The organism is Nitrospira sp. CMX1 (assembly GCF_054902215.1).
The window spans coordinates 19,651-42,674 of sequence record NZ_JBUBKD010000024.1; the positions used below are offsets into that span (position 1 = coordinate 19,651).

Genomic DNA, 23,024 nt, shown 5'->3' on the forward strand with positions numbered 1-23,024 from the left:
CATCTGTGGATCTAACCAGAGGAGACCATAGATGATACATGTTGTCGAATTAGAAGTTGCCGGTCGTATGCTTCGGCTCGAAACCGGGCGGGTCGCAAAACAGGCCGACGGGTCGATTTGGGCCTCGTACGGTGATACGGTGGTCCTTGCCACCGCGGTGTCGGCGCAAACTGCCAAACCCGGAACCGATTTTCTTCCTTTAACGGTCGACTATCAGGAAAAGGCCTATGCGGCCGGCAAGATTCCAGGGGGCTATTTCAAGCGAGAAGGCCGACCTGCAGAAAAGGAGGTCTTGACCAGCCGATTGATCGATCGTCCTCTCCGTCCGCTCTTCCCTGAAGGATTTTATTTTGAGACCCAGGTTATTGCGTCTGTTCTTTCTGCCGATAAGACCGGTTCTTCTGACGTGATCGGTATTACCGCCGCCTCCGCTGCACTAGCTGTTTCTAATATCCCGTTCAATGGTCCGGTTGCCGGAGTGAAGATCGGCTACATTAAAGGGCAGCTGGTCGTCAATCCGGACCTCGAAGCCATGGAACAGAGTGACCTCCACCTGGTGGTTGCCGGTACTGCCGATGCGGTCATGATGGTTGAGGCGGGCGCCAATGAGCTTCCTGAACAAACCATGCTGCAGGCGCTGGAATTAGCTCACAGCGAGATCAAGAAGATTGTTCGGAAGATTGATGAATTGGCGAAAAAAGTTGGACGGGTGAAGCGAACGGTTGCGGAGGAGTCGATCGATCCTGCCCTGCAGGCCGAAATTAAATCTCTCGTGGCCCAGCCGATTCGTGATGCCATTATGATTTCCAATAAGACTGCTCGGCAGGAGCGACTGGATCAGATCCTTGCAGAGACTCTTCGGAAGCTCCAGAAGCCGGAAGATTCTTCGCGCGAGCGGCATATCAAGCTCGTCTTTCATCAGCTGGAGTACACGGAAGTTCGGAAAATGATCTTGGAAAAACAATCACGGGCCGACGGACGAGGTCCATCCGATATCCGACCGATTACCTGTGAGGTCGGGGCATTGCCGCGTGCACATGGTTCAGCAATCTTTACCAGGGGAGAGACCCAGAGTCTGGCGGTCGTGACGTTAGGGACGACGGATGATGAACAGCGGATTGATGCGTTAGAGGGAGAGTACACCCGCACGTTCATGCTGCATTACAATTTCCCACCCTTCAGCGTCGGTGAAGCGCGGCCGCTCCGCTCACCAGGGCGACGCGAGGTTGGTCATGGAGCATTGGCTGAACGGGCGTTGAAGCCAGTGATTCCCACGAAGGATGTCTTTCCATACACCTTGCGCATTGTTTCGGAGATTCTTGAATCCAATGGGTCTTCATCGATGGCCACGGTCTGTGGGGGAACGTTGGCGATGATGGACGCCGGGGTTCCGATCAAGGAGCCGGTCGCCGGTATTGCCATGGGGCTCATCAAGGAAGGGGACGACGTCATTATCTTGTCCGACATTCTCGGCCTTGAAGATCACTTGGGTGATATGGACTTCAAAGTATGCGGGACGAAGAACGGAGTGACGGCGCTTCAAATGGATATCAAGATCGGTGGGATTACGACCAACTTGATGCACCAAGCGTTGGAACAAGCTCGATCGGGGCGTCTCCACATTCTGAACCGCATGTCGAACGCACTTCCGGAGCCGCGAACCGACCTCTCACCCTTTGCACCTCGTATCTATACGATGAAGGTCAAGCAGGATAAGATCCGGGACATTATTGGCCAGGGTGGGAAGACGATCCGTGGGATTCAAGCGGATTGTGGGGTCAAGGTCAGTGTGGAGGACAGTGGCATTGTCACGATCGCGTCCTCGGACGGGGCATCCTTGCAAAAGGCCAAGGACATCATCAACCGTTTGACTGAGGAAGTCGAAGTCGGCAAGGTGTATTTGGGGACTGTGCGAAAGATCATGGATTTTGGTGCCTTCGTCGAGGTCTTGCCGGGAACGGATGGGCTCGTGCACATTTCTCAGCTTGCCCATCATCGTGTGAAGTCTGTGTCCGATGAGGTGGCGGAGGGGGACCAAATTCAGGTCAAAGTACTTGAGATTGATAAGCAGGGGAAAATCCGCCTCAGTCGGAAAGAAACCATCCCTGCACCGACCGCAGGCAACGCTCCAGATCCAGCGGGTGGGTAACACTTGTACCGCAAGGTCATCCTCAATAACGGGATTCGCTTGGTCACCGAGCGAATCCCGACCGTGAAATCCGTCACCATCGGTCTCTGGGTAAATGCCGGTTCCCGTGACGAGCGTCCCGAAGAAGCTGGGTATTCTCATTTCATCGAGCATATGCTGTTCAAGGGAACGGCGTCACGGTCGGCAACGGACATCTCCCGTGAAATCGACGCACTCGGCGGAGAAATGAACGCGTTTACCACGCGAGAGACGACGACCTTCTATGTCAAGGTTCTCGATCAACATCTGCCCCAGGCTTTGGATCTTCTCTCGGACCTGTTCTTGCACTCTCGCCTGAGCCAGAAGGAAATTGAAAAAGAGAAACAGGTTGTGCTCGAAGAAATTCGCATGGTCCAAGATGATCCTGAGGATCTCATTCAGGAGTTGCACACCAAGTTGATGATGGGTACCCATCCCTTGAGCCGCCCAATCCTTGGAAAGGCATCCACCATCGTACAGATCCGTCGACAAGACCTCCTTGACTACATCGATCGACACTACCGTTCAGAAGACATTGTCATTGCTGTCGCTGGAAATTTTGACCAACGGAAGCTTGAGAAAACGATAACCCGCCTGTTTGGGCGCCATCAGGGGGCGAGAGAAACCATTTCTCGAAAACGTTGGCCTCCGGAATTAGGTGGTGGTGTCGTCTTGAAGCAGAAACCCTTGGAACAGGTTCATCTCTGTGTAGGACTCCAGGGGATTGCCGCCGGACACAAGGATCGATATGTGATCTATGCCCTCAACAGCGTCTTAGGTGGGAGTGTGAGCTCACGGCTGTTCCAGGAAATCAGAGAAAAACGCGGTTTATCGTACTCAATCTATTCATTCCTGTCGGGGTATTCCGATAGCGGTACCGTCACCGTGTATGCGGGAACCCGTGCCGGGGAAGTTGAGCGTGTCCTAGCTCTGGTCGGACGAGAAATTCAAAAAATGGCCAGGTTGGGAATGACCAGGGAAGAGCTCAAACGGACCAAGGAGCAGATGAAAGGCGGTCTGATGCTGAGTCTGGAGAGTTCACATAGCCGCATGAACAAACTGGCAAAGGATGAACTGATCACCGGCACGCACGCATCTTTAGAGGAAATGATTTCAGAGATTGATGCAGTGACGGAACAACAGGTCAGCCGAGTCGCACGCAGTCTCTTTACTACCGAGAACATGGCCTTGACCGGGTTGGGCCCGCTCTCCGCCCGCCAGGTCGCAACATTGAAGAAACAGTTACCAGTCTCAATGGCCTCATAGTGGAGAAGCGCAAGAGGATAATGTCATATAACCTATTGTTTTTCTGATCATATTTGTAGTAATTTTGATGCGCATGTTGTTCATGAGAAAACATCCCCTTGACAGGGCAGCGCAGTTTCAGTACCGTTCCACCTCGATTGTCACGGTTTGTGGTTCATGACTTGAGCGCCGTGCGACCTGAGTTATCAGTGCATCATCATGAAATGATTGGCTCAACCGACAATGATCAGCTGAACGTGATCAATACATTTGTGAAGACAATGGCAATCAATTTGATGAAGGAGGGACGAGGTATGAAAAGGGCTGTCATTCTAGCTGCCGCCGTAGTATGTACAAGTTTCGGCTTGCTAGCGGCCGAATTTTCATTCGCTGCTGGCGGCATTGAGCACCTTGGTCTTGCGGATGACGTCGTAGGAGGGAAGCCACTGAAGGCTGCCGCACCAGTCAAGAGTCTGCAAGGCCGTGTCTGGTCTCAGTGGGCGGATAATCCCGATGGGGAGCTGTTGTTCGGGGTTCAGTACTGGAATTCTGGGGAGCAAGGATCTGGAGATGGGGGTGGTCGATCATCAACCATGCTTGATGTGAAACCGCCGGATCCTCTCTTTACCTGCTGTGCATGGGGGTTTGTCGGAGGGACGGAGAAGAACTCAACCTATTCCGGTTGGTACCATGCAGCCACGACCGTTCGGCTTGCCGTGAAGGATAAGGCCCTGATGGATAAGATCATCAAGGCCTCACAAGAATTGGTCGCCATGGAGGTCACTCTCGACGGCCGAACCATCACTGGCTTCAAAATACTGAAGGACTAGTCACTCTTAGTACAGCACGTTGTTGTGAAGGAGGACCTGATGATGAAGGTTCAGAAGCAAGGTGGAGCCATCCTGGCAGCCGTTGCCCTCGTAGCCGGTATGGCGTCGAGCGCCTCGGCCATTGAGTCATTTCAAGAGCGATTTGAATGGGGAGACATGAGCAAGCCCACCACGATACAGGGGCGAGTGATTGTCCTTGACCCATATGATGAGGCGGTGTGGATTAATGTGGCCGTATTCGGCGGTAATGCCGAGAGCGGCTTATACTGGCAGAAAGTTCACCCCGGTAAGAACCTGAAGTTTTATGCCGAGAAATCTGCTTGGCAGGAACTGCAGAAAATGGGACGGCCCCACGCAGGACCAGCTGCTGCGAAGGAAGTTCCCCCCGGTAGTACGACGGACCTGATTGAATTTGTCGTCACAGAAACAGAACAGAACCATCGAGTGATTTCTGCAGTGAAGAAGATTCCTGAAGTGTCTGGCGCGATGGGTAAGCCCCTAAGCATGTCCGCGCTTCGACTCAAGGAATGTGCGGGGAAAAACGAATTTGAGGCAGCCTGTAACAAAGCCAAGATTGGCCTCAATACCTCTCCGGTCACACCGGATGGAAGCAACGTCGGCATGCAATACGATGTCATGCTTCCTGGTGGGAAAACGGTCGGAGGTTTGATTCCCTGGACCGCACAGTACAATCAGGCTCACTGAAGAGCGATCAAACAGCAGCAGAAAGGGCGGCATTCCTTCCGGGAGTGCCGCCCTCTTTATTTTGAGTCTGGACGCCACGCTCTCCACCAGAGAGGACCACACCCATAACATCAATTAACAGTAAAGAATTTCTGCAGAGAGCCTGTTGCCAGTTCAATTACCGCAGTCGTTCAAACTGACAAAGTAAGAATATGAACGATCAGGGTTTTAGGGAAGCACGTTGTAGCCCGTATTCTAAGGATCGTAGATTGACTGTGTGGAAGCAGCGGAATTATTGACTGACTGATGGTTCGGTCGTGTCTGTTCTGGCTATCCGTTGCAGCTCAGCGAGGCGATTGAGGGCATCGAGTGGCGTTATTGAAAACAGATCGATTTGCTTCACCTCTTCTATCAGTGGGTGAGGCTGAGGAAGAGTTTGGGCATGTTGTTGTAACGGAACCGAGGTCGAGACGGGAGAGGCAGACTCAGGTCGTTCAAGCTGCGACAAGACTGCTTGAGCGCGACCAACTACCTCCGGGGGAAGCCCTGCGAGTTTGGCCACGTGAATGCCATAACTGCGATCGGCCTTACCGGCAACGATCTTTCTCAGAAACACGATATCCCCATTGCATTCCTGGACGGCCACGCGGTAGTTCTTGATTCCACTGCGTTGAGACTCTAATTGAGTCATTTCGTGATAGTGCGTGGCAAAGAGGGTGCGCGCACCGAGCCTGGTACAGTCATGGATATATTCCGCAATGGCCCAGGCAAGGCTGAGCCCATCGTAGGTACTCGTTCCACGACCAATCTCGTCAAGTAAGAGCAAGCTCCGTTGCGTTGCGTTCCTTAGAATATGGGCGGTCTCCACCATTTCAACCATGAACGTGCTCTGTCCGCCCGCCAGATTGTCGGACGCACCGACCCGGGTGAAAATACGATCGACCACACCGATGTGCGCCTCTGCTGCTGGCACGAAGCTCCCAACCTGAGCCATCAGAACAATCAACGCGACCTGCCGAAGGTAGGTGCTTTTCCCTGCCATATTGGGACCTGTCATGATGAGGAGTCGATCAGATTCAAGATTCAGCGTCGTGTCGTTCGGCACAAAAACAGAATCATGACAGAGCCGCTCCACGACGGGATGTCGGCCCTCTCTGACCGTGATATCCCCGCCGTCCGTAACCGTTGGCTTTGCGTAGCGATAGAGTGCTGCTGTCTCGGCTAAACCTGCCAGGACATCGACTAGAGCCAGGAGCGTCGCCATTTTATCCAGTCGATGGGCTTCTGTTGCCAGCCGGGAGCGCAGCGCGATGAAAGCCTCCTGCTCGGACGCAAGGAGTTTCACGTCGGCACCAATCACACGCTCTTCTAGTTCCTGGAGCTCCGCAGTTGTAAACCGTTCTGCATTGACGAGTGTCTGCTTCCGAATATAGTCTGGTGGCACACGGCTCAGGTTCGCTTTGGTAAGCTCGATGTAATACCCAAATACCTGATTGTAACGAACCTTCAACGACTCAATACCTGTTCGTTCGCGTTCTTTGCTTTCCAGGGAGGCAATCCATTCCTTGCCTTCCTTGCTGGCCTTTCGAAGTCCGTCGATAGCAGGGGCGTAACCCTCCTTAATGATATTGCCATCGCGTAAAGAGGGTGGGGCATCCGGGCGGATGGCTTCTTCAATTAGATCGTACAGATCCTGAGCCCCATCCCAAGTCCCTAAAGATTCACTTAGAAGTCGGCTGCGAAGTGAAGTGAGCTGGGCGAAGATCTCCGGCAGGGCTGCGAGAGATTGTTTCAACGCCAGCAGCTCTCGTGGCCCTGCCAACCCAAGCGTGATACGTGTGCCCAATCGTGCGATGTCCTGAACCTCCCGCAACGCCCTGCGCAAAGCAGTTCGGACGAACAAGGTCTCCTTGAGCTCCTCAACCGCATCAAGACGTGCTTGGATCAGATCACAGCGCATGAGAGGCATCACCAACCACTGACGCAGCAGCCGACATCCCATCGCGGTAACCGTATGGTCCAACACGGACAAGAGTGTGAAGGGATCCGTCGCGGATGCACGCTCATTGGCAACCACCGGTTTCAGGAGTTCTAAATTCCGAATGGTCGTCCCATCCAGATGCATCACTTCGCTATTGCGACGAATGACGAGACGACGGATATGATCCAAAGGCACGGCGGGTTGCGTTTCACGGAAATAATCCAGCACCGCACCGGCAGCGCCGACAGCAGCCGTAAGTCCCTGACAACCTACCCCTTCAAGCGAATGACAGCGGAAATGGGTCGTCAATACACGCGACGCATGGTGTGGTTCAAATGAGGCAGATGGGCGTTCGCATAACCGCGGGCCAGTGATCTCTTTCACCCATCCTAAGCGGCGACGGTCGGAGCCTGTTGGGAAGATCAGCTCCCGAGCGTCGAGCCGAGCCAGTTCGTTCAAAACCTGGCCGACTGCTTGTGGTCCTCGACACTCCATCACGGAGAACTCTCCGGTCGATACCTCAAGGTACGCGAGGCCGAGGCAGTCTCCGAAATCAGCATCGGGGTAGCTGGCAATGGAGGCGAGATAGTTGAGCTCTCCTGGGATCAAGAACTCGGTGTCCACCAGAGTACCTGGCGTATAGAGTCGGACGACTTCACGCCGCACAAGTCCCTTGGCAGATTTGGGATCCTCCACTTGCTCGCACAAGGCGACCAAACGTCCGGCTTGTAGTAGCTTTGCAATGTACCCCGTGGCCGAATGATACGGGACACCGCAGAGTGGGATTGGGTGCGGGCTGTTCTTGTCGCGAGAGGTTAATGCAATAGAGAGGAGTCTGGAGGCTTCCAGCGCGTCTTCATAAAACATCTCGTAAAAATCCCCGACACGAAAAAATAAAATTGCGTCAGGGTATCCCTGCTTGATGTCTCGAAACTGACGCATGAGAGGACTAAGCGTTGTGTCACTCATCAGCGAAATGTCTCGCGGGTTCCAACTCTGTTTGGGCGGGAGTCTTTCCCGACACCTTCTCCAGTGATTGTCGAAGTCGCTCCAGGTCTACCTCGGCTTGTTGCAAGGCTTTGGTCTTTCGGCGCAGCTGAATACGGCTGCGCACCCAAGGAGGACACAGGAGAATAGCGGAAACCAGAAGGCCCACGGCAAACCCGGCCATGACGGGTTTATAAATTGGTGTTGAAGCCTCGAGTAGGCCAAAAAAATAGCGAAGTGTGACTTCCTGCTCCTGGTTTTGCAGGACAAATGCCAGTGAGAGGAGCAAGAGAATGCCGACAAGAATCAATCGGGTCATCGATGAGAAGCCTTTCTCTTTCCTCTGAGCTTAGGATTCGGCAAGTCGCGGCGCTTTTTTTCGGAGGGCAAGACTCTCGTGATGCGGGTGAACAACAAACGGGATCGTACTCCGTGCGCGATGAGCTGAGCGGAGCGAGTCGTAAAGGTTCTATGAGTCAACCGAATTTCAAGATGGTCGGAAGGGAGGAGGTTCGGAAATCGGTCAGCCCACTCAATCGCCGTCACGCTGTCCTCGGTAAAGACTTCAGCGAGGCCGATGGCCTCGGCTTCCGCGGAACTCTTCAATCGATACAGGTCCATATGCGTCAAGGGGAGTCGCCCATGGTATTGGCGCATCAACATGAATGTCGGACTGGTCACGACGGTAGAGGGCGCATCGAGGCCAGAGACGATTCCGTGAACTAACGCGGTCTTGCCAGCTCCCAGCTCTCCTATCAATGCAAGGACATCCCCTTCGTGAAGGACCCGCCCAATGGCTCTTCCAATCGACTCCGTCTCACGACGAGAAGAGAGGACGAGACCGCGTGACCAAGCTGGTCGAACCATAGAGTTGCCGTTAGATCGGTCTTGTTCGTACCGGACGGACTGGACTAGTCGAGTGTTCAAGTGGCCTATTCAGTGCAGTGGGAATCTGTTCAAGGAGGTCCCCTGCGATCATACCGATTTCCCCTTTCCCGGCTGCCGCCAGATCGCCTGCCGCCCCGTGCAGGTACGTGGCTGTGCAAGCAGCTTCCCATGATGGCAGGCCTTGGGCCAACAGACCAGCCACCATCCCCGTCAGAACATCTCCTGTTCCAGCGGTGGCCATACCGGGGTTGCCGGTTGGACAGATCGCCACGACGCCATCTGGTCGTGCAATAACGGTCCTCGCTCCCTTCAAAATGACGAACAAGCCACGTTCTCGCGCAAAGCGAGTCGCAGTGCCGATCCGGTCGCGATTGACGGTCTGAGGAGTTGCCTCTGCTTCCAATCGAGCCATTTCTCCAGGATGGGGTGTAATGATGGGGGGTGTTTTGCATGAAGCGAGGATCGCGGCACGTCCGGTCAAGGCATTCAGCGCATCAGCATCAAGCACGGCTGGTCGGTCGAGCCGTGCGGTCAAGGCTTGGACGAGCTCAACTGTCTCAGGATGAGTGGATAGCCCAGGACCGATCGCCACCGCATCTCTAGTCGCCATGAAGGCGAGAAGACGATCGAACGCGGCTCGCGAAAACGTTCTTGCCTTCGTCTCCGGCATGGGGACCGTCATGACTTCCAGGAGTTTGGCTTCTAATACGTCATTGACACTTGAGGGCGTCGCGACGGTAACGAGTCCGGCTCCTACCCGTAGCGCCGCTTGTGCAGCCATTGCGGCCGCGCCAGTTTTTCCGAGGGATCCTGCAATGATGCCGGCGTGTCCATATGTTCCCTTGTGTCCGGATCGTTCACGTCGCGGGAGACACCCGTGAACCCACTGCGGGGTGATCAAGGTGAGTGGAGTCTCTAGAGCATCGACATAGGCCGGGGGTATTCCGATATCGACAAGGTGGATGTCTCCAGCCAAGTCGATCCCTTGATTATGGTACAGGCCGACCTTGGGGAGGCCAAAGGTGACGGTGAGCGAGGCACGAACAGCTTGGCCAAGAGCCATTCCAGTATCAGCGTGTAGGCCAGAAGGCACATCAACGGCCACGACGGGACGGTTGAGTTCGTTCATGCTCTCGATGACTTCACCGTAGCGACCCGTGACTACTGAGGATAGTCCCGTCCCAAGCAGCGCATCAACCAGCAGGTCGCTCTCCTGCAACAGTGCTCGCGCCATATCCTTGGATTTATAAGGAAGGACGGAGGATCGACCGGCGGTCTTGGTAAACTGCCTGTACATCAAGGCGGCGTCGCGACTCAATTCGGATACGGGAGTCATTGCAAGGACACGGACCTTGGCATGGCGTCGTCTGAGGAGGCGTGCGGCGACGAATCCGTCACCGCCGTTATTCCCTTTCCCGCAGACCACGGTAATCGTTTTGCCGCTGACGGTACCCACCCATTGCTCAATGCACGAAGCCACGCCCGATCCCGCACGTTCCATCAGCGTGGTTGCAGGGATACCAGCTTCACCAATCGTTCGGCGGTCGAGCGCTTGCATCTGTGCGGCGGTGATGATCTTGATCATGGCGCGATGGTGATCGCCGGTTAACTGGGCCGAGGTCCGTGATCCGTGATAATGCTCTCTTAACTCAACAGCGTTTTCATTTCCTTGACGGCTTGCACCAGCCCCACAAGGACCGCACGTGCGATAATGCTATGCCCAATGTTGTATTCCACAATTTCAGGAATATGGGTGAGCCGCTTGATATTACGGTAATTCAAGCCATGTCCTGCATTCACGCCGATTCCAAGTTTATACGCGAGCTTCGCGGCAAGACTAATCGCCTCAAATTCAGTGTCGGCTTCTTTCGAGCGCGTGGCATTGGCATAACGGCCGGTGTGGAGCTCGACAAAATCCACCGCAATTTTATGTGCGGCCTTGATCTGGTTCAAATCCGGATCAATGAAGACGCATACCGGGATTCCACCATTACGGAGGATGCTCACAATGTGTTGGATGCGTTCTCGTTCGCCCACAATGTCGAGCCCGCCTTCCGTGGTCAGTTCCTGACGTTTTTCAGGTACCAAAGTCACCAGGTCCGGCTTGATAGTGAGCGCAATCTTTGCCATCTCAGGATCCGCTGCCATCTCAAGGTCAAGCTTTGTCCGGGAGATTTCACGAAGCAGATGAAGATCGCGATCTTGGATGTGGCGTCGGTCTTCCCGAAGATGAACGACCAAACCATCGGCCCCTGCCAGCTCAACGAGAACGGCGGCCGCCAACGGGTCAGGATCGGTCCCTCCGCGAGCCTGTCTCAACGTCGCTACATGGTCAATATTCACGCCGAGCCGAGCCATTCACCCTCCTTACACAACGATGCGACTGGATAAAATTACAGATAAGAGTCAGACGAGTGAGACAACCCCAATGCTATTAGTAACAGAAAGGAGGGAGAGGGGGCAAGAATGGTCGGGGTAAAGAGTCTTCCGTCGCAGTTTTTAGCCGAATGAGGAGAAGTCTTTAAAAAATCAGGAAATTGACTGGGCTAGACTGCTCCATTAAAATAGGCACTTCTTCACCTTCCCGCTCGGTTGCCGCGGCGCGTCGGGTGAGAATTCTCTCGTACGAATAGTCAAAGGAACTTCATGGGGTTGGGCGACGGGTTTTATCGAATTAAACGATTGCCGCCGTATGTCTTCGCGCAGGTTCAAGCACTGAAGCTCGAGGCACGGCAACGAGGTGAGGACATCATCGACTTCGGTATGGGAAACCCCGATCAACCTACCCCCCCACACATTGTCGAGAAGATGGTTGAGGCCGCACGTAAAGGGAAGAATCATCGCTACTCTGCATCGCGAGGGATCACCAAGCTCAGGCATGCGATTTGTGGGTGGTACAAGCGAAACTACGATGTTGATCTCGATCCGGAGACGGAAGCGATCGTCACGATCGGATCAAAAGAAGGCCTCGCGCACCTCGCCCTGGCCATCATCGGTCCTGGCGATGTGGTCATGACTCCCACACCGACCTATCCCATCCATATGTACAGCTTCATCATTGCCGGTGGAGAAGTCTGCGGCATAGAACTTCGCCAAGACAGTGATTTTTTTGAAGACCTCACCCGTGTTTACCGGCAAACGTTTCCGCGGCCAAAAATCCTCGTCATCAATTTTCCGCACAATCCTACGACTGCCGTGGCTGATCTTGGATTTTTCAAGAAGATCGTGGCGTTTGCCAAGGAACACAATGTCATCGTCATCCATGACCTGGCCTATGCCGATCTCGTATTTGACGGATATAAGGCGCCGAGTTTTCTCCAGGCTCCGGGAGCAAAAGACTGTGGAGTGGAGTTTTATACCCTCTCCAAGGCCTACAATATGCCGGGGTGGCGAGTCGGGTTCTGCGTCGGGAATCGGGAAGTCGTCGGTGCGTTGGCGAAGATCAAGAGCTACCTCGATTACGGTATTTTCCAGCCTCTGCAAATCGCAAGTGTGATCGCCCTGAACGGGCCGCAAGACTGTGTCAAAGAAACCGTGCACCGATATCAAAAACGTCGCGATGTGCTGGTCGGTGGATTGAACCGAATCGGGTGGCAGGTTGCCAAGCCTCTGGCGACGATGTTTGTATGGGCACGCATTCCCTTACCCTATCGCCACATGGGCTCGTTGGAATTTTCGAAGCTCCTGCTCAAAGAAGCCAAGGTCGCGGTTTCTCCGGGCATTGGATTCGGCGAAGGGGGAGATGAATACGTACGATTTGGACTCGTGGAGAACGAACATCGCACGCGTCAAGCGGTGCGGGGAATCCGCAAAACCCTCAAGCTTGAGGGAGGCGAGGAATGAAGGCTCGGATTGGAGTGGGGATCGTCGGGTTTGGGACGGTCGGAACCGGCGTTGCTAAGACACTTCTCGACAATGCCGGTCTCATCCGCCGCCGCGTCGGGGTGCCGATCGAATTGGTTCGTGTCGCTGACTTGGATATTGTAAAGGATCGTGGGGTGACGATGGCTCCAGGAGTCCTCACACCCGATGCCAAGCAAGTCTTGACGGATCCCGACATCGATATCGTGATCGAACTGATCGGCGGGTACGATACGGCGAAACGAATCATACTGGACGCCGTCGCTGCCGGGAAGCACGTCGTCACGGCGAACAAGGCACTCCTCGCCCTGCACGGCGAAGAAATTTTCGCTGCCGCCACACGGAAGGGTGTGGAGCTGGGGTTTGAGGCCAGCGTGGGTGGGGGCATCCCGGTGCTGCGGGCGCTGACAGAAGGGTTGGCCGGCAACACGATCGAGTCCATCTACGGGATCATCAATGGGACATCCAACTACATCTTGTCGAGAATGACCCAGGAAGGCCACGATTTTCAGGCGGTGCTCAAGGACGCCCAGCAGGCCGGTTATGCAGAGGCCGATCCCACGTTCGATGTCGCCGGGGTCGACTCCGCACATAAGCTGGCGATCTTGGTCAATCTCGCCTACGGCACTCCCGTCAACTTCAAGGAAATCTATACGGAAGGGATCACGGATATCACACCGACTGATATCGCGTACGCCAAACAGTTTGGCTGCACGATCAAGTTGCTGGGTATTGCAAAATTTGTGAACGGAGAAATCGAAGCGCGGGTGCATCCCACGATGCTGCCCTCCACCTCTCCCATTGCACAAGTCGAAGATGTCTACAATGCCATTCAACTCGTTGGGGATGCGGTCGGTGATGTCGTCCTCTATGGACGTGGAGCGGGGTCCATGCCGACCGGAAGCGCGGTGGTCAGCGATGTCATCGCCATCGGGCGGAATATTCTCAAGGGAGCGATCGGTCGGGTGCCGGTGGCGTCTTTCCAACAGGACCACCGGCGACCGCTGCGGCTTCGGGCGATGGAGGAGATCAGCTCGCTCTATTATCTCCGGTTTACCGTGGTGGACCGGCCTGGCGTGTTAGCGCAGATCGCCGGTGAATTGGGGAACTGCAGTATCAGCATTTCCTCGATGGTTCAACAGGGGCGTCGCGAGGGGCAGACCGTGCCGGTGGTCATCAAGACACATATGGCCAAGGAGCGTGATGTGCAAACGGCGCTTCGCGAAATCAACCGGCAAGCGTTCGTGGCTGAACCGACAAGGCTCATCCGCGTGGAAGGCAAAGACGAATAACCGATGAATCGTTGGCGTGGGATCATAGAGGAATACCGTAAATTCCTCCCTGTGACTGAGAAGACACCCATCATCAGCTTAGGTGAAGGAAATACCCCGCTGATTCGTGCGGCACGGTTGGCCAAGGCCATTGCGCCGGGGATTGAACTCTATCTCAAGTTCGAAGGGGTCAATCCGACCGGGTCGTTTAAGGACCGCGGGATGACCTTAGCCATCTCAAAGGCCGTGGAAGGTGGGGCACGGGCCGTCATGTGTGCGTCGACGGGCAATACATCAGCCTCTGCCGCGGCGTATGGGGCTCGAGCTGGATTGTCCGTGTACGTCTTGATCCCTGCCGGCAAGATTGCGATCGGCAAGTTGTCACAGGCGATGATGCATCAGGCTACGGTCATCCAAATAGAAGGAAATTTTGATCAGGCCCTGACCCTCGTCAAAGACTTATCGGCTTCACTTCATATCGAGTTAGTGAACTCCGTGAACCCGTTCAGGATTGAGGGTCAGAAAACCGCAGCTTTTGAGGTCTGCGATCAGCTCGGCGATGCTCCGGCCCTTCACGTCTTGCCGGTGGGGAACGCAGGGAACATCACGGCCTATTGGAAGGGATATACGGAGTATCGTGCCGCCAGTCAGGTCACACGACTGCCCCGTATGATGGGGTTTCAAGCGGCAGGTGCGGCTCCCATTGTTTTGGGCAAGGTCGTCGAGCAACCACAGACTATTGCGACTGCTATTCGGATCGGCAATCCTGCCAGTTGGTCCTCGGCGTTGAAAGCCGTGGAGGAGTCCTCTGGGGCGATCGATATGGTGACGGACGAGGAGATTCTGCAGGCCTATACACTCGTGGCCGCCACGGAGGGGGTCTTCTGCGAGCCGGCCTCGGCTGCATCAGTAGCCGGTGTGGCAAAACTTCAGCGGAACAAGGTGTTGCGAGAGGGAGACACAGTGGTGTGCACTCTGACAGGACATGGCCTGAAGGATGCAGATACGGCCATCTCCGTGTCCAAACAACCCCTCACTGTCAAGGCGACACGCGAGGATGTTGCTCGTTTATTGAACGTGTGAAAGGCGTGTAGATTCGATGAAATATGTGATCGTGCATGCTGGTGGGATGGCGGACCATCCACAGACAGAACTCAATGGTCGAACACCACTGCAAGCGGCAGCCACTCCCCATCTCGATCAGCTCGCCCAAATCGGAGAACTCGGTCAGCTGGTGATTCCACGCGAGGGGATTCGGCATGGAGGTGGGTTGCTCGGTGCGGCGATTCTCGGCTATGACCCGAAGAAATATTATCAAGGACCCGGTCCGCTGGAGGCAGCCAGTCTGGGCGTCTCGGTGACGGAACACGACGTGGTCTATCGCTGTACCATGGTCACGTTGCGTCCGGAGGGCGGGAAGGGTGCGGAGATCAAGAAATTGGGGCCGCATGTCATGATGGATGATGCGACCGCCGGCTTGATTGAAACCGAAGAGGCTCGCGAGCTGCTCGAGGCAATCAATGAGCAGCTCGGTTCCGAAACCATTCAGTTCTTCCCGGGCGCCGGGCATCGTCATCTCATGGTTTGGGTCAATGGCAAACCGCGGGCTATTTGTAACGATCCCCAGTCCGTCCTTGGTCAATCCATTGCCGATGCCCTGCCTACGGGAGACGGCGCAGACATTCTCCGCAAACTCATGGATGCCGCGCATGTGATTATGCGCGATCATCCGGTGAACGATGAGCGGATTGCGGAGGGACAGAAGCCGGCCAACTGTGTGTGGTTGTGGGGTGAAGGACGTGCGGTTCCGTGGCCCAGTCTGACCGAAAAATATGACATCACCGGGGCCGTCGTGGCGACCAGCGATGTCTATCGTGGGGTCGGGATTTGTGCCGGCCTTGAGGCCGTCGAGCCGGAACGACTCGCCGACGGCAATCTTCGCACCAGGGCCTCGGTAGCGCTTGCCGAGTTTGCCAAGAAAGATTTTGTGTATGTTCATGCCCGGTTAACGGACGAAATCATTCACGGCACCGATATCAAGGCCAAAGTACGGGGTATCGAAGAGTTCGATCAGCACCTGGTTGGCCCGCTCGTTGAGGGGCTGGCTAAGCAAGGGCCCTATCGGTTTCTGGTCGTGTGCGAGCACGGACGCGGGGCGAACGGTCAGCCGTTCTATGCGTTCGGTGAGGGGGGTGAGAAGGGTGCTGGGTCGGCCAATCGCCGTTTCACCGAGGTGGATGCTCAAGCCGCAGATATGCCTGCCCGTGACGCGACCAAGTTCGTGAACAAGTTCTTCTCCAAAAGCTGACCGTCGTGGCACTGATCGTCCAAAAATACGGAGGGACTTCAGTCGGTACGATCGAACGTATCCACCGCGTGGCCGATCGTGTTGAGAAAACACAGCGAGACGGCAATCACGTCGTCGTCGTGCTGTCCGCGATGAGCGGGGAAACAGACCGTCTCATTAAACTGGCTCATGAAGTGACTGCGACGCCCGATGATCGGGAGATGGATATGCTGCTCTCCACCGGCGAACGAGTGACCGTTGCCCTCTTAGCGATGGAGTTACGTGGCCGCGGCATCGATGCCCGCTCCTTTACGGGACGGCAGGTGGGCATCATGACCGACAGTGCCCATACCAAGGCGCGGATCGCGCGAGTGACGGCCGGACGGCTCCGCGAGGCCTTAGATCAGGGAGTCGTGCCTGTGGTCGCAGGGTTTCAAGGTATCAACGAACGGTCTGATGTGACGACGCTGGGACGAGGCGGATCCGATCTCTCAGCAGTTGCCGTGGCGGCAGCACTGAAAGCCGATCGCTGTATTATCTTTACGGATGTCGATGGGGTGTATACCGCTGACCCCAACATCGTGCCGGCGGCAAAGCGCATCGACAAAATTTCCTATGAAGAGATGCTCGAAATGGCTAGTCTTGGCGCCAAAGTGCTACAGACCCGATCGGTGGAATTCGCGGCCAAGTTCAACGTGCCGGTCGAAGTGAATTCCAGCTTCAAAGAAGGAAAGGGAACGCTCGTGACGAAGGAAGATACGGATATGGAAGCGGCGGCGGTTGCCGGAGTCACGGGAGACCGGAACCAGGCGAAGATCACGATCATAGGGGTTCCTGACAAGCCGGGCATTGCCGCCAGGATCTTTGGGCCGGTGGCCGAAGCGAACATCAATGTCGATATGATCATCCAGAACATCAGTCAAGCGGCTCTCACGGACCTCTCCTTTACCGTCCCGCGGGCAGACCTGAAAAAAGCCGTACCCCTCATCCAAGGCGTGGCGAAGGACATCGAGGCCAAGTCGGTCTCCGTGACCGAGGCCATTGCAAAAGTGTCACTCATCGGTGTCGGTATGCGGTCACACTCCGGCGTGGCGGCCAAGATGTTCAACGTCCTCTCCCACGAGGGGGTGAACATCATGATGATCAGCACGTCGGAGATCAAAATCTCCTGCGTGGTCGATGAAAAGTACCTCGAGCTGGCCATGCGCTCACTCCATTCAGCGTTTGGGCTGGATCAAGCGCAGGCCTAAAACGGTTGGGCCAAGGCCTAACAAGCATCGCTCTTTTCTTAGCTCTGTTGGGTAGGTCTCCTACATTCCTGCCCGATCCTTTCACTACGCGACCAACAGACTTTTTTGCCTGTAGTCCGCAGAATCTCGCGTGATTTCTCAATGAGAAACGAGTAAGCTTCGGCGCGATCAGTTGGATATCGTCCATGACAAAACTCACCCTTATCCAGCTTTCCAACCTGCTGTTCCGTGCGTGCGACGACTTGCGCGGGAACATGGATGCGTCGGAGTACAAAGAATATATCTTCGGCATGCTCTTTCTGAAACGGATGAGCGATCTGTTCGATCAGGAGCGTGAGCAGCTTGGCAAAGATCTCAAGTCGCGAGGGATGTCGGATAAGCAAATAGCAGCTCAGCTTGCCAATCCGGACAAGTACACCTTTTTTGTTCCGGAGAAAGCCCACTGGTCGAAGCTGCGGCATTTAAAGACGAACGTCGGGACCGGACTGAACAAGGCTCTTGAAGCGTTGGAAGATGCGAACATTGAAGCTCTTGAGGATGTCCTTAAACACATCAATTTCAATCGCAAAATCGGTCAGCGGATGCTGGACGACGACACCCTCGCCAATTTCGTGCAGAACTTTGAAAAGATTCCTCTGCGCGATGAGAACTTCGAGTTCCCTGATCTGCTTGGGGCGGCCTACGAATATCTGATCAAGTTCTTCGCGGATTCGGCAGGCAAAAAAGCTGGCGAGTTCTACACGCCGGCGGATGTCGTTCGCACACTCGTCGAAATTGTCGATCCTCAGCCTGGCATGAGCGTCTATGATCCGACGTGTGGCTCAGGCGGCATGCTCATTCAAACCCGTGACTATATTCGGGAGTGCGGCGGTGATCCGCGTGACCTCTCGCTCTTCGGGCAGGAAAGCATCGGCACGACCTGGTCTATCTGCAAAATGAACATGCTGCTCCACGGGATTTCCCATGCCGACATTCGCCAGGAAGATACGATCCGCCGCCCGCAACATAAGGCTGAAAGCAACGAACTCAAGCGGTATGATCGCGTCCTCGCCAATCCCCCCTTCAGCCAGAACTACATCAAGAAGGATATTGAGTACGCGGGCCGCTTTGCCGTCTGGATGCCGGAGAAGGGGAAGAAGGCCGATCTCATGTTCGTCCAGCACATGCTGGCCGTACTCAAGGCGGATGGGAAGATGGCCACGATCATGCCGCATGGCGTGTTGTTCCGGGGCGGCGAGGAAAAGGAAGCGCGAAAACATTTTATCGAGCGTGGCTGGCTGGAAGCGGTCATCGGCCTCCCGGCGGGACTGTTCTACGGGACGGGCATTCCGGCGTGTGTCCTGGTGATGAACAAGTAGGGGGCCAAAGACCGCAAGCACGTGTTCTTCATCAATGCGGATCGGGACTATCGTGAGGGCAAAGCGCAGAACCTTCTCCGCCCCGAGGACATCTCAAAGATCGTGCATGTTTATCGAGAGCGAAAACACGTCGAAGGATACGCCAGGCTTGTGCCTGTCCAAGAGATTGAAGCGGAAGAGTACAACTGCAACATCCGTCGCTACGTGGACAATGCCCCGCCGCCTGAGCCGCATGATGTGCGCGCACACTTGCACGGCGGTGTGCCGGTTGTGGAGATTGACGCGCTCGAACATTTCTGGAAGAACTACCAGGGTTTGCGCGAACGGGTGTTCGTGCCGCGAGCGAAGGACAAGATCTATTCAGACTTTGCTCTCGCTGTTACCGATCGGCGTGTGATTGCGGAGCTGGTGAAAACTGACCCTGGCGTTGCAAAGGCTCACGCTCTCTTTCTCGAAATCCTGGAGCGGTGGTGGAACGAGCATCTTCCCCTCATCGAAGCCCTTGCGCCGAGAAACGGCAAGCGGGGCAATGTGTACGAATTGCGTCGCCAACTGCTGGCGAGCATTGCAACCACGCTTGCCAAACAAAATTTGCTGACGGATCATCAAGTCCGTGGCGCACTGGCCAGCTACTTCGAATTCTTCAAGCCGGATTTTAAATCGATCGCCTTCAGCGGCTGGGGACCGGAACTCATCCCGGACGATGAGATTCTACAGAGCCAGTTTCCTGAGATCCTCGCCGCCATGGAACAGAAGCGGCTGCGTCTCGCCGAACTGTCCGCTCTCTTTGCCGCCGCCGATGAAGAGGACTACGAGGACAGCGACGATACTGGTGTTCTCCCAGATGAGGAAGTAAAGGCGCTCAAAGCCGAAATCAAAGAAGTGAGGGCTCAGGCCAAGCTGGCGAAGAAAGAAAAGCGCGACCAATCTAGGTTTTTAGCTCGCGCCGAGGCGGCTGAGAAGCGGCTCGCACGCCACAAAACGCTGGAGGACGAGGCCAAGCAGTTAAAGGCCGATCTGCGCGCGACGGAAAAGAAGGAAGAAGAATTGGTCGCCGCTGCGCGTGAAAAGATCGACCGTGACGAAGCCCGCCGCGTGATCCTCGACCACCTCCATCGCATCCTCATCCAGACCTACGAAGACTATCTCCGCTCCGACCAACGAGCCTGCACCGCCGCGCTGGAAAATCTGCATGCAAAATATGCCGTGACCGCCAAGACCATCGAGGCGAAACGGGACACCGAAGCGGCGAAGCTAAAAGCCTTCCTGGTGGAGCTGGGATATGAGTAAGCGTCTTCGCGATGTCGCTGAAGTTCATTATGGTAGGTCGCCAAATGAGGTGCTAACAGAAGATTCTCCAATACCGATCATTGGTACCGGTGGAATATATGGACGTGCATCCCGCGCCATGTATAACGGACCAGCTGTTGTGGTGCCACGAAAAGGCTCCCTGGGCAACCCGCAATATGTGGACGAACCATTCTGGCCTGTCGATACGACCTATGCTGTTATCCCAAAGACCGGAATTGACGCGAAATGGCTTTACTACAGTCTGGATACGTTCGACCTTACCAAGCTAAATGAGGCAACTGGTGTTCCCAGTATTAGCTGTGATTGGTTGTATAAGGTTCCGGTTGGCTCAGGGGAGTATGGAGAGCAGCACCGCATCGCTGAAATCCTTTCGACGGTGGACGAGGCAATTGAGCAGACAGAGGCGCTGATTGCGAAGTATCAACGGATCAAGACGGGGCTGATGCAAGACCTGTTTACTCGTGGCGTCACTCCCGACGGCCAACTCCGTCCTACCCGCGCCAAAGCTCCTCATCTCTACAGAGAATACCACTGCGGCTGGATTCCGAAAGAGTGGGATATGGTCGCTGTGAAAGATTGCGGCTCAGTTCAATTAGGCCGACAGCGAAGCCCTGATCAAATGTCTGGCCGTTGGACAATGCCATATCTGCGTGTGGCAAATGTTTTCGATGGCTACATTGACTACGGGGATGTTTTGGAGATGGATTTCACGCCTGATGAACGTCGGACGTTTTCCCTAAAGCAAGGAGATATTCTCCTGAACGAAGGTCAAAGTCTTGAACTGGTTGGCAGATGTGCTCTTTATAACGGGCAAGATGACGCCTTCTGTTTCCAAAACACGTTGGTTCGTTTTCGCCCTTTTGACAAACAGTGTCCGTTCTTTTATCGGTTCTTGTTCAAGTGGTTTCTAGATTGTGGGCTCTTTATGCGAATCGCCAAACAGACGACCTCTGTTGCACATCTAGGCGCCGACCGTTTTGCACGAATGCGGTGCGTGTCGGTGCCATACGTTGAACAGCTGCGCATTGCGGAGCGGCTTGAAGTCCTGCAATCGCGACTCAACACTGACATCGCTTTTGCTTCAAAACTACGCCAACAAAAGCATGGCCTCATGCACGATCTCTTGACCGGTCGCGTGCGCGTGAAGGTGGGAGAGCCTGAGAAGGGCGTTGTTTGATGATGGATGTGCACAAGAAGCTACAAGAGCTTCTGGCCTTGCCTGCTGAGACGGAGTGGGTGGAGTTCAAGGCGGCAAGGGGGGAATTTGATTTCGATCACCTCGGGCGCTATTTCTCGGCCTTGAGCAATGAGGCCTGTCTTGCTGGGCAAGCGTTTGGGTGGTTGCTGTTCGGTGTGACGAATGAGCATCCCAAGAAGATCTGCGGAACCCGTTACAAAGAAAGCCACGATGCTTCGAATAAGCTCAAGCATGAAATCGCTCAGGAGACGAATCACCAGCTTACCTTCCACGCCATTCATGAGTTACTCGTAGAGAACCAGCGCGTCCTGCTTTTTCAGATCCCTGCCAGCATTAACGGCGTACCGACGGAATGGCGCGGTCGCGTGTATGGTCGGCATGGAGAATCGGTCAGTCCACTCTCGCTCTCGGAAATCGATCGCATTCGGGCTCCCTTGAGGGAGGACTGGTCCGCGCAGGTCTGCTCCTCTGCGACTCTCGCCCATCTCGACCCGCCCGCCATCGAATTCGCACGGAGCCAGTTCAAAGAGAAACATCCAAAACTAGCCAAAGATGTTGATGGCTGGGACGACATGACGTTTCTCAACAAGACGAAGGTCTGTCTTGAAGGGCGGGTCACCCATGCGGCGCTTGTTCTGCTGGGAAGGCCAGAGTCGTCGTCACTGCTGATCCCTGCAGTTGCACAAATCACGTGGGTATTGAAGGATGAGAAGGGAATAGAGAAGGACTATGCCCATTTTGGCCCGCCCTTCATCTTAGCGGTGAACCAAGCGTTCAGCCGAGTGCGGAATCTCACCTATCGCTATCTTTCGAGCGCAACCCTGTTTCCGACGGAAGTGAAGCAATATGACGAGTGGGTGGTGCGCGAGACTCTTCATAACTGCATTGCGCATCAAGATTATCGTCTTGGCGGCAGGATCAATGTTGTCGAAGAACCGGATTCGCTCCTCTTCACGAATCTTGGTGGGTTCATCCCTGGATCAGTTGAGAACATGATTCACCGCGATGCGCCGCCGGAGGTGTACCGGAATCCCTTCCTGGCTCAGGCTATGGTCAACCTGAATATGATTGACACCATAGGTAGTGGCATCAGGAGAATGTTCACAATTCAGCGTTCCCGTTTCTTCCCCCTACCGGATTTTGATTTGGCTGAGCCGGGACGCGTGAAAGTGCGTCATCTGGGAAAGATCCTCGATGAAAAGTATACGAGGATGTTGATAGACCATACGGACCTTGATTTGGACACGATTATTGCCCTGGACAAGATCCAGAAGAAGCGCCCGATTGATGACGAGACCTTCGCTAGGCTCAAGAAATGGAAGTTGATCGAAGGTCGCCGCCCGAACGTCTTCATCTCCGCGCACATTGCTGCTGTTACCGGAACCAAGGCGGCGTATATCAAGCATCGCGGGCTGGACAAAACGCACTACAAGGCGTTGGTAGTTTCTTTTTTGGAGAAATTCCAGCAGTCGGTAAGGGGAGACATCGAAGGTTTCTTGCGAGAGAAGATTTCCGATGCGCTCTCGTTAGACCAGAAAACCAACCGAATTCGAAATCTGCTGCAAGAGATGCGGCGCGAAGGTACGCTGACTTGCGAAGGCCATGGTCCGGCGGCAATCTGGAGGTTAGCTAAACAGGACTCCAATCAGAACATTTAGCTTTCTTTTTAGTCCTCCGCATCGAATTCTGGTCAACCAAGTTCTGAA

General features: G+C 54.9%; 16 protein-coding genes and 1 pseudogene. 12 read left to right on the plus strand and 5 right to left on the minus strand.

The window, feature by feature from the left end:
• Nucleotides 1-31: 31 nt before the first annotated feature.
• The 4 genes from pnp to ACYX34_RS06935 all read left to right on the plus strand — a co-directional run bounded on the left by pnp (nt 32) and on the right by ACYX34_RS06935 (nt 4,947).
• Nucleotides 32-2,149, plus strand: coding sequence for a polyribonucleotide nucleotidyltransferase (pnp, locus tag ACYX34_RS06920; RefSeq protein ID WP_462075822.1), 2,118 nt, complete (start codon nt 32-34; stop codon nt 2,147-2,149).
• A gap of 3 nt (nt 2,150-2,152) precedes the next feature.
• The gene (locus ACYX34_RS06925; protein ID WP_462075823.1) at nt 2,153-3,433 is read left to right on the plus strand and encodes a M16 family metallopeptidase; all 1,281 of its coding nucleotides are present in this window, start codon (nt 2,153-2,155) and stop codon (nt 3,431-3,433) included.
• Nucleotides 3,434-3,726: 293 nt separating this feature from the next.
• Complete coding sequence (locus ACYX34_RS06930) at nt 3,727-4,242, plus strand: hypothetical protein (RefSeq protein WP_462075824.1); 516 nt, start codon at nt 3,727-3,729, stop codon at nt 4,240-4,242.
• A gap of 39 nt (nt 4,243-4,281) precedes the next feature.
• Nucleotides 4,282-4,947: a hypothetical protein gene (locus tag ACYX34_RS06935; RefSeq protein ID WP_462075825.1), complete on the plus strand. Its 666-nt coding sequence runs from the start codon at nt 4,282-4,284 to the stop codon at nt 4,945-4,947.
• Nucleotides 4,948-5,218: 271 nt separating this feature from the next.
• On the opposite strand, the gene mutS is transcribed toward ACYX34_RS06935, so the two are convergent.
• Genes mutS through ACYX34_RS06960 form a run of 5 tightly spaced genes read right to left on the minus strand, consistent with a single transcriptional unit; the run spans nt 5,219 to nt 11,140 of the window.
• Entirely contained in the window at nt 5,219-7,876 is a 2,658-nt protein-coding gene (gene mutS / locus ACYX34_RS06940) for a DNA mismatch repair protein MutS (RefSeq protein ID WP_462075826.1), read from the minus strand.
• Nucleotides 7,869-8,213 (minus strand): LapA family protein, encoded by a 345-nt coding sequence (locus ACYX34_RS06945; protein ID WP_462075827.1) that lies wholly within the window; start codon nt 8,211-8,213, stop codon nt 7,869-7,871. Before ACYX34_RS06945 ends, mutS begins: the two co-directional genes overlap by 8 nt.
• Entirely contained in the window at nt 8,210-8,761 is a 552-nt protein-coding gene (gene tsaE / locus ACYX34_RS06950) for a tRNA (adenosine(37)-N6)-threonylcarbamoyltransferase complex ATPase subunit type 1 TsaE (protein ID WP_462075828.1), read from the minus strand. The genes ACYX34_RS06945 and tsaE overlap by 4 nt, the downstream gene beginning before the upstream one ends.
• Nucleotides 8,762-8,771: 10 nt before the next feature.
• Nucleotides 8,772-10,367, minus strand: coding sequence for an NAD(P)H-hydrate dehydratase (locus tag ACYX34_RS06955; protein WP_462075829.1), 1,596 nt, complete (start codon nt 10,365-10,367; stop codon nt 8,772-8,774).
• A gap of 59 nt (nt 10,368-10,426) precedes the next feature.
• Entirely contained in the window at nt 10,427-11,140 is a 714-nt protein-coding gene (locus tag ACYX34_RS06960; protein WP_462075830.1) for a pyridoxine 5'-phosphate synthase, read from the minus strand.
• 288 nt (nt 11,141-11,428) lie between these two features.
• Here ACYX34_RS06960 and alaC point away from each other — a divergent pair, with 288 nt between their 5' ends.
• The 8 genes and pseudogenes from alaC (at nt 11,429) to ACYX34_RS07000 (ending at nt 22,976) form a co-directional block, all read left to right on the plus strand.
• Nucleotides 11,429-12,625, plus strand: a complete 1,197-nt coding sequence (gene alaC, locus ACYX34_RS06965) for an alanine transaminase (protein WP_462075831.1) — start codon at nt 11,429-11,431, stop codon at nt 12,623-12,625.
• Nucleotides 12,622-13,935: a homoserine dehydrogenase gene (locus ACYX34_RS06970; protein ID WP_462075832.1), complete on the plus strand. Its 1,314-nt coding sequence runs from the start codon at nt 12,622-12,624 to the stop codon at nt 13,933-13,935. Before alaC ends, ACYX34_RS06970 begins: the two co-directional genes overlap by 4 nt.
• Before the next feature lie 3 nt (nt 13,936-13,938).
• On the plus strand, nt 13,939-14,997 hold the full coding sequence (gene thrC, locus ACYX34_RS06975) for a threonine synthase (protein ID WP_462075833.1): 1,059 nt from the start codon (nt 13,939-13,941) through the stop codon (nt 14,995-14,997).
• Between the two features lie 16 nt (nt 14,998-15,013).
• A complete protein-coding gene (gene apgM, locus ACYX34_RS06980; protein ID WP_462075834.1) occupies nt 15,014-16,222 on the plus strand; it encodes a 2,3-bisphosphoglycerate-independent phosphoglycerate mutase in 1,209 nt (402 codons plus the stop codon).
• A 5-nt stretch (nt 16,223-16,227) separates the two neighbouring features.
• On the plus strand, nt 16,228-17,451 hold the full coding sequence (locus ACYX34_RS06985; RefSeq protein WP_462075835.1) for an aspartate kinase: 1,224 nt from the start codon (nt 16,228-16,230) through the stop codon (nt 17,449-17,451).
• Nucleotides 17,452-17,636: 185 nt separating this feature from the next.
• Nucleotides 17,637-20,099: pseudogene (locus tag ACYX34_RS06990) on the plus strand (type I restriction-modification system subunit M).
• Nucleotides 20,092-21,297, plus strand: coding sequence for a restriction endonuclease subunit S (locus tag ACYX34_RS06995; RefSeq protein ID WP_462075836.1), 1,206 nt, complete (start codon nt 20,092-20,094; stop codon nt 21,295-21,297). The pseudogene ACYX34_RS06990 and the gene ACYX34_RS06995 overlap by 8 nt, the downstream one beginning before the upstream one ends.
• Nucleotides 21,297-22,976, plus strand: coding sequence for an RNA-binding domain-containing protein (locus tag ACYX34_RS07000; protein ID WP_462075837.1), 1,680 nt, complete (start codon nt 21,297-21,299; stop codon nt 22,974-22,976). Before ACYX34_RS06995 ends, ACYX34_RS07000 begins: the two co-directional genes overlap by 1 nt.
• Nucleotides 22,977-23,024 lie beyond the last annotated feature (48 nt).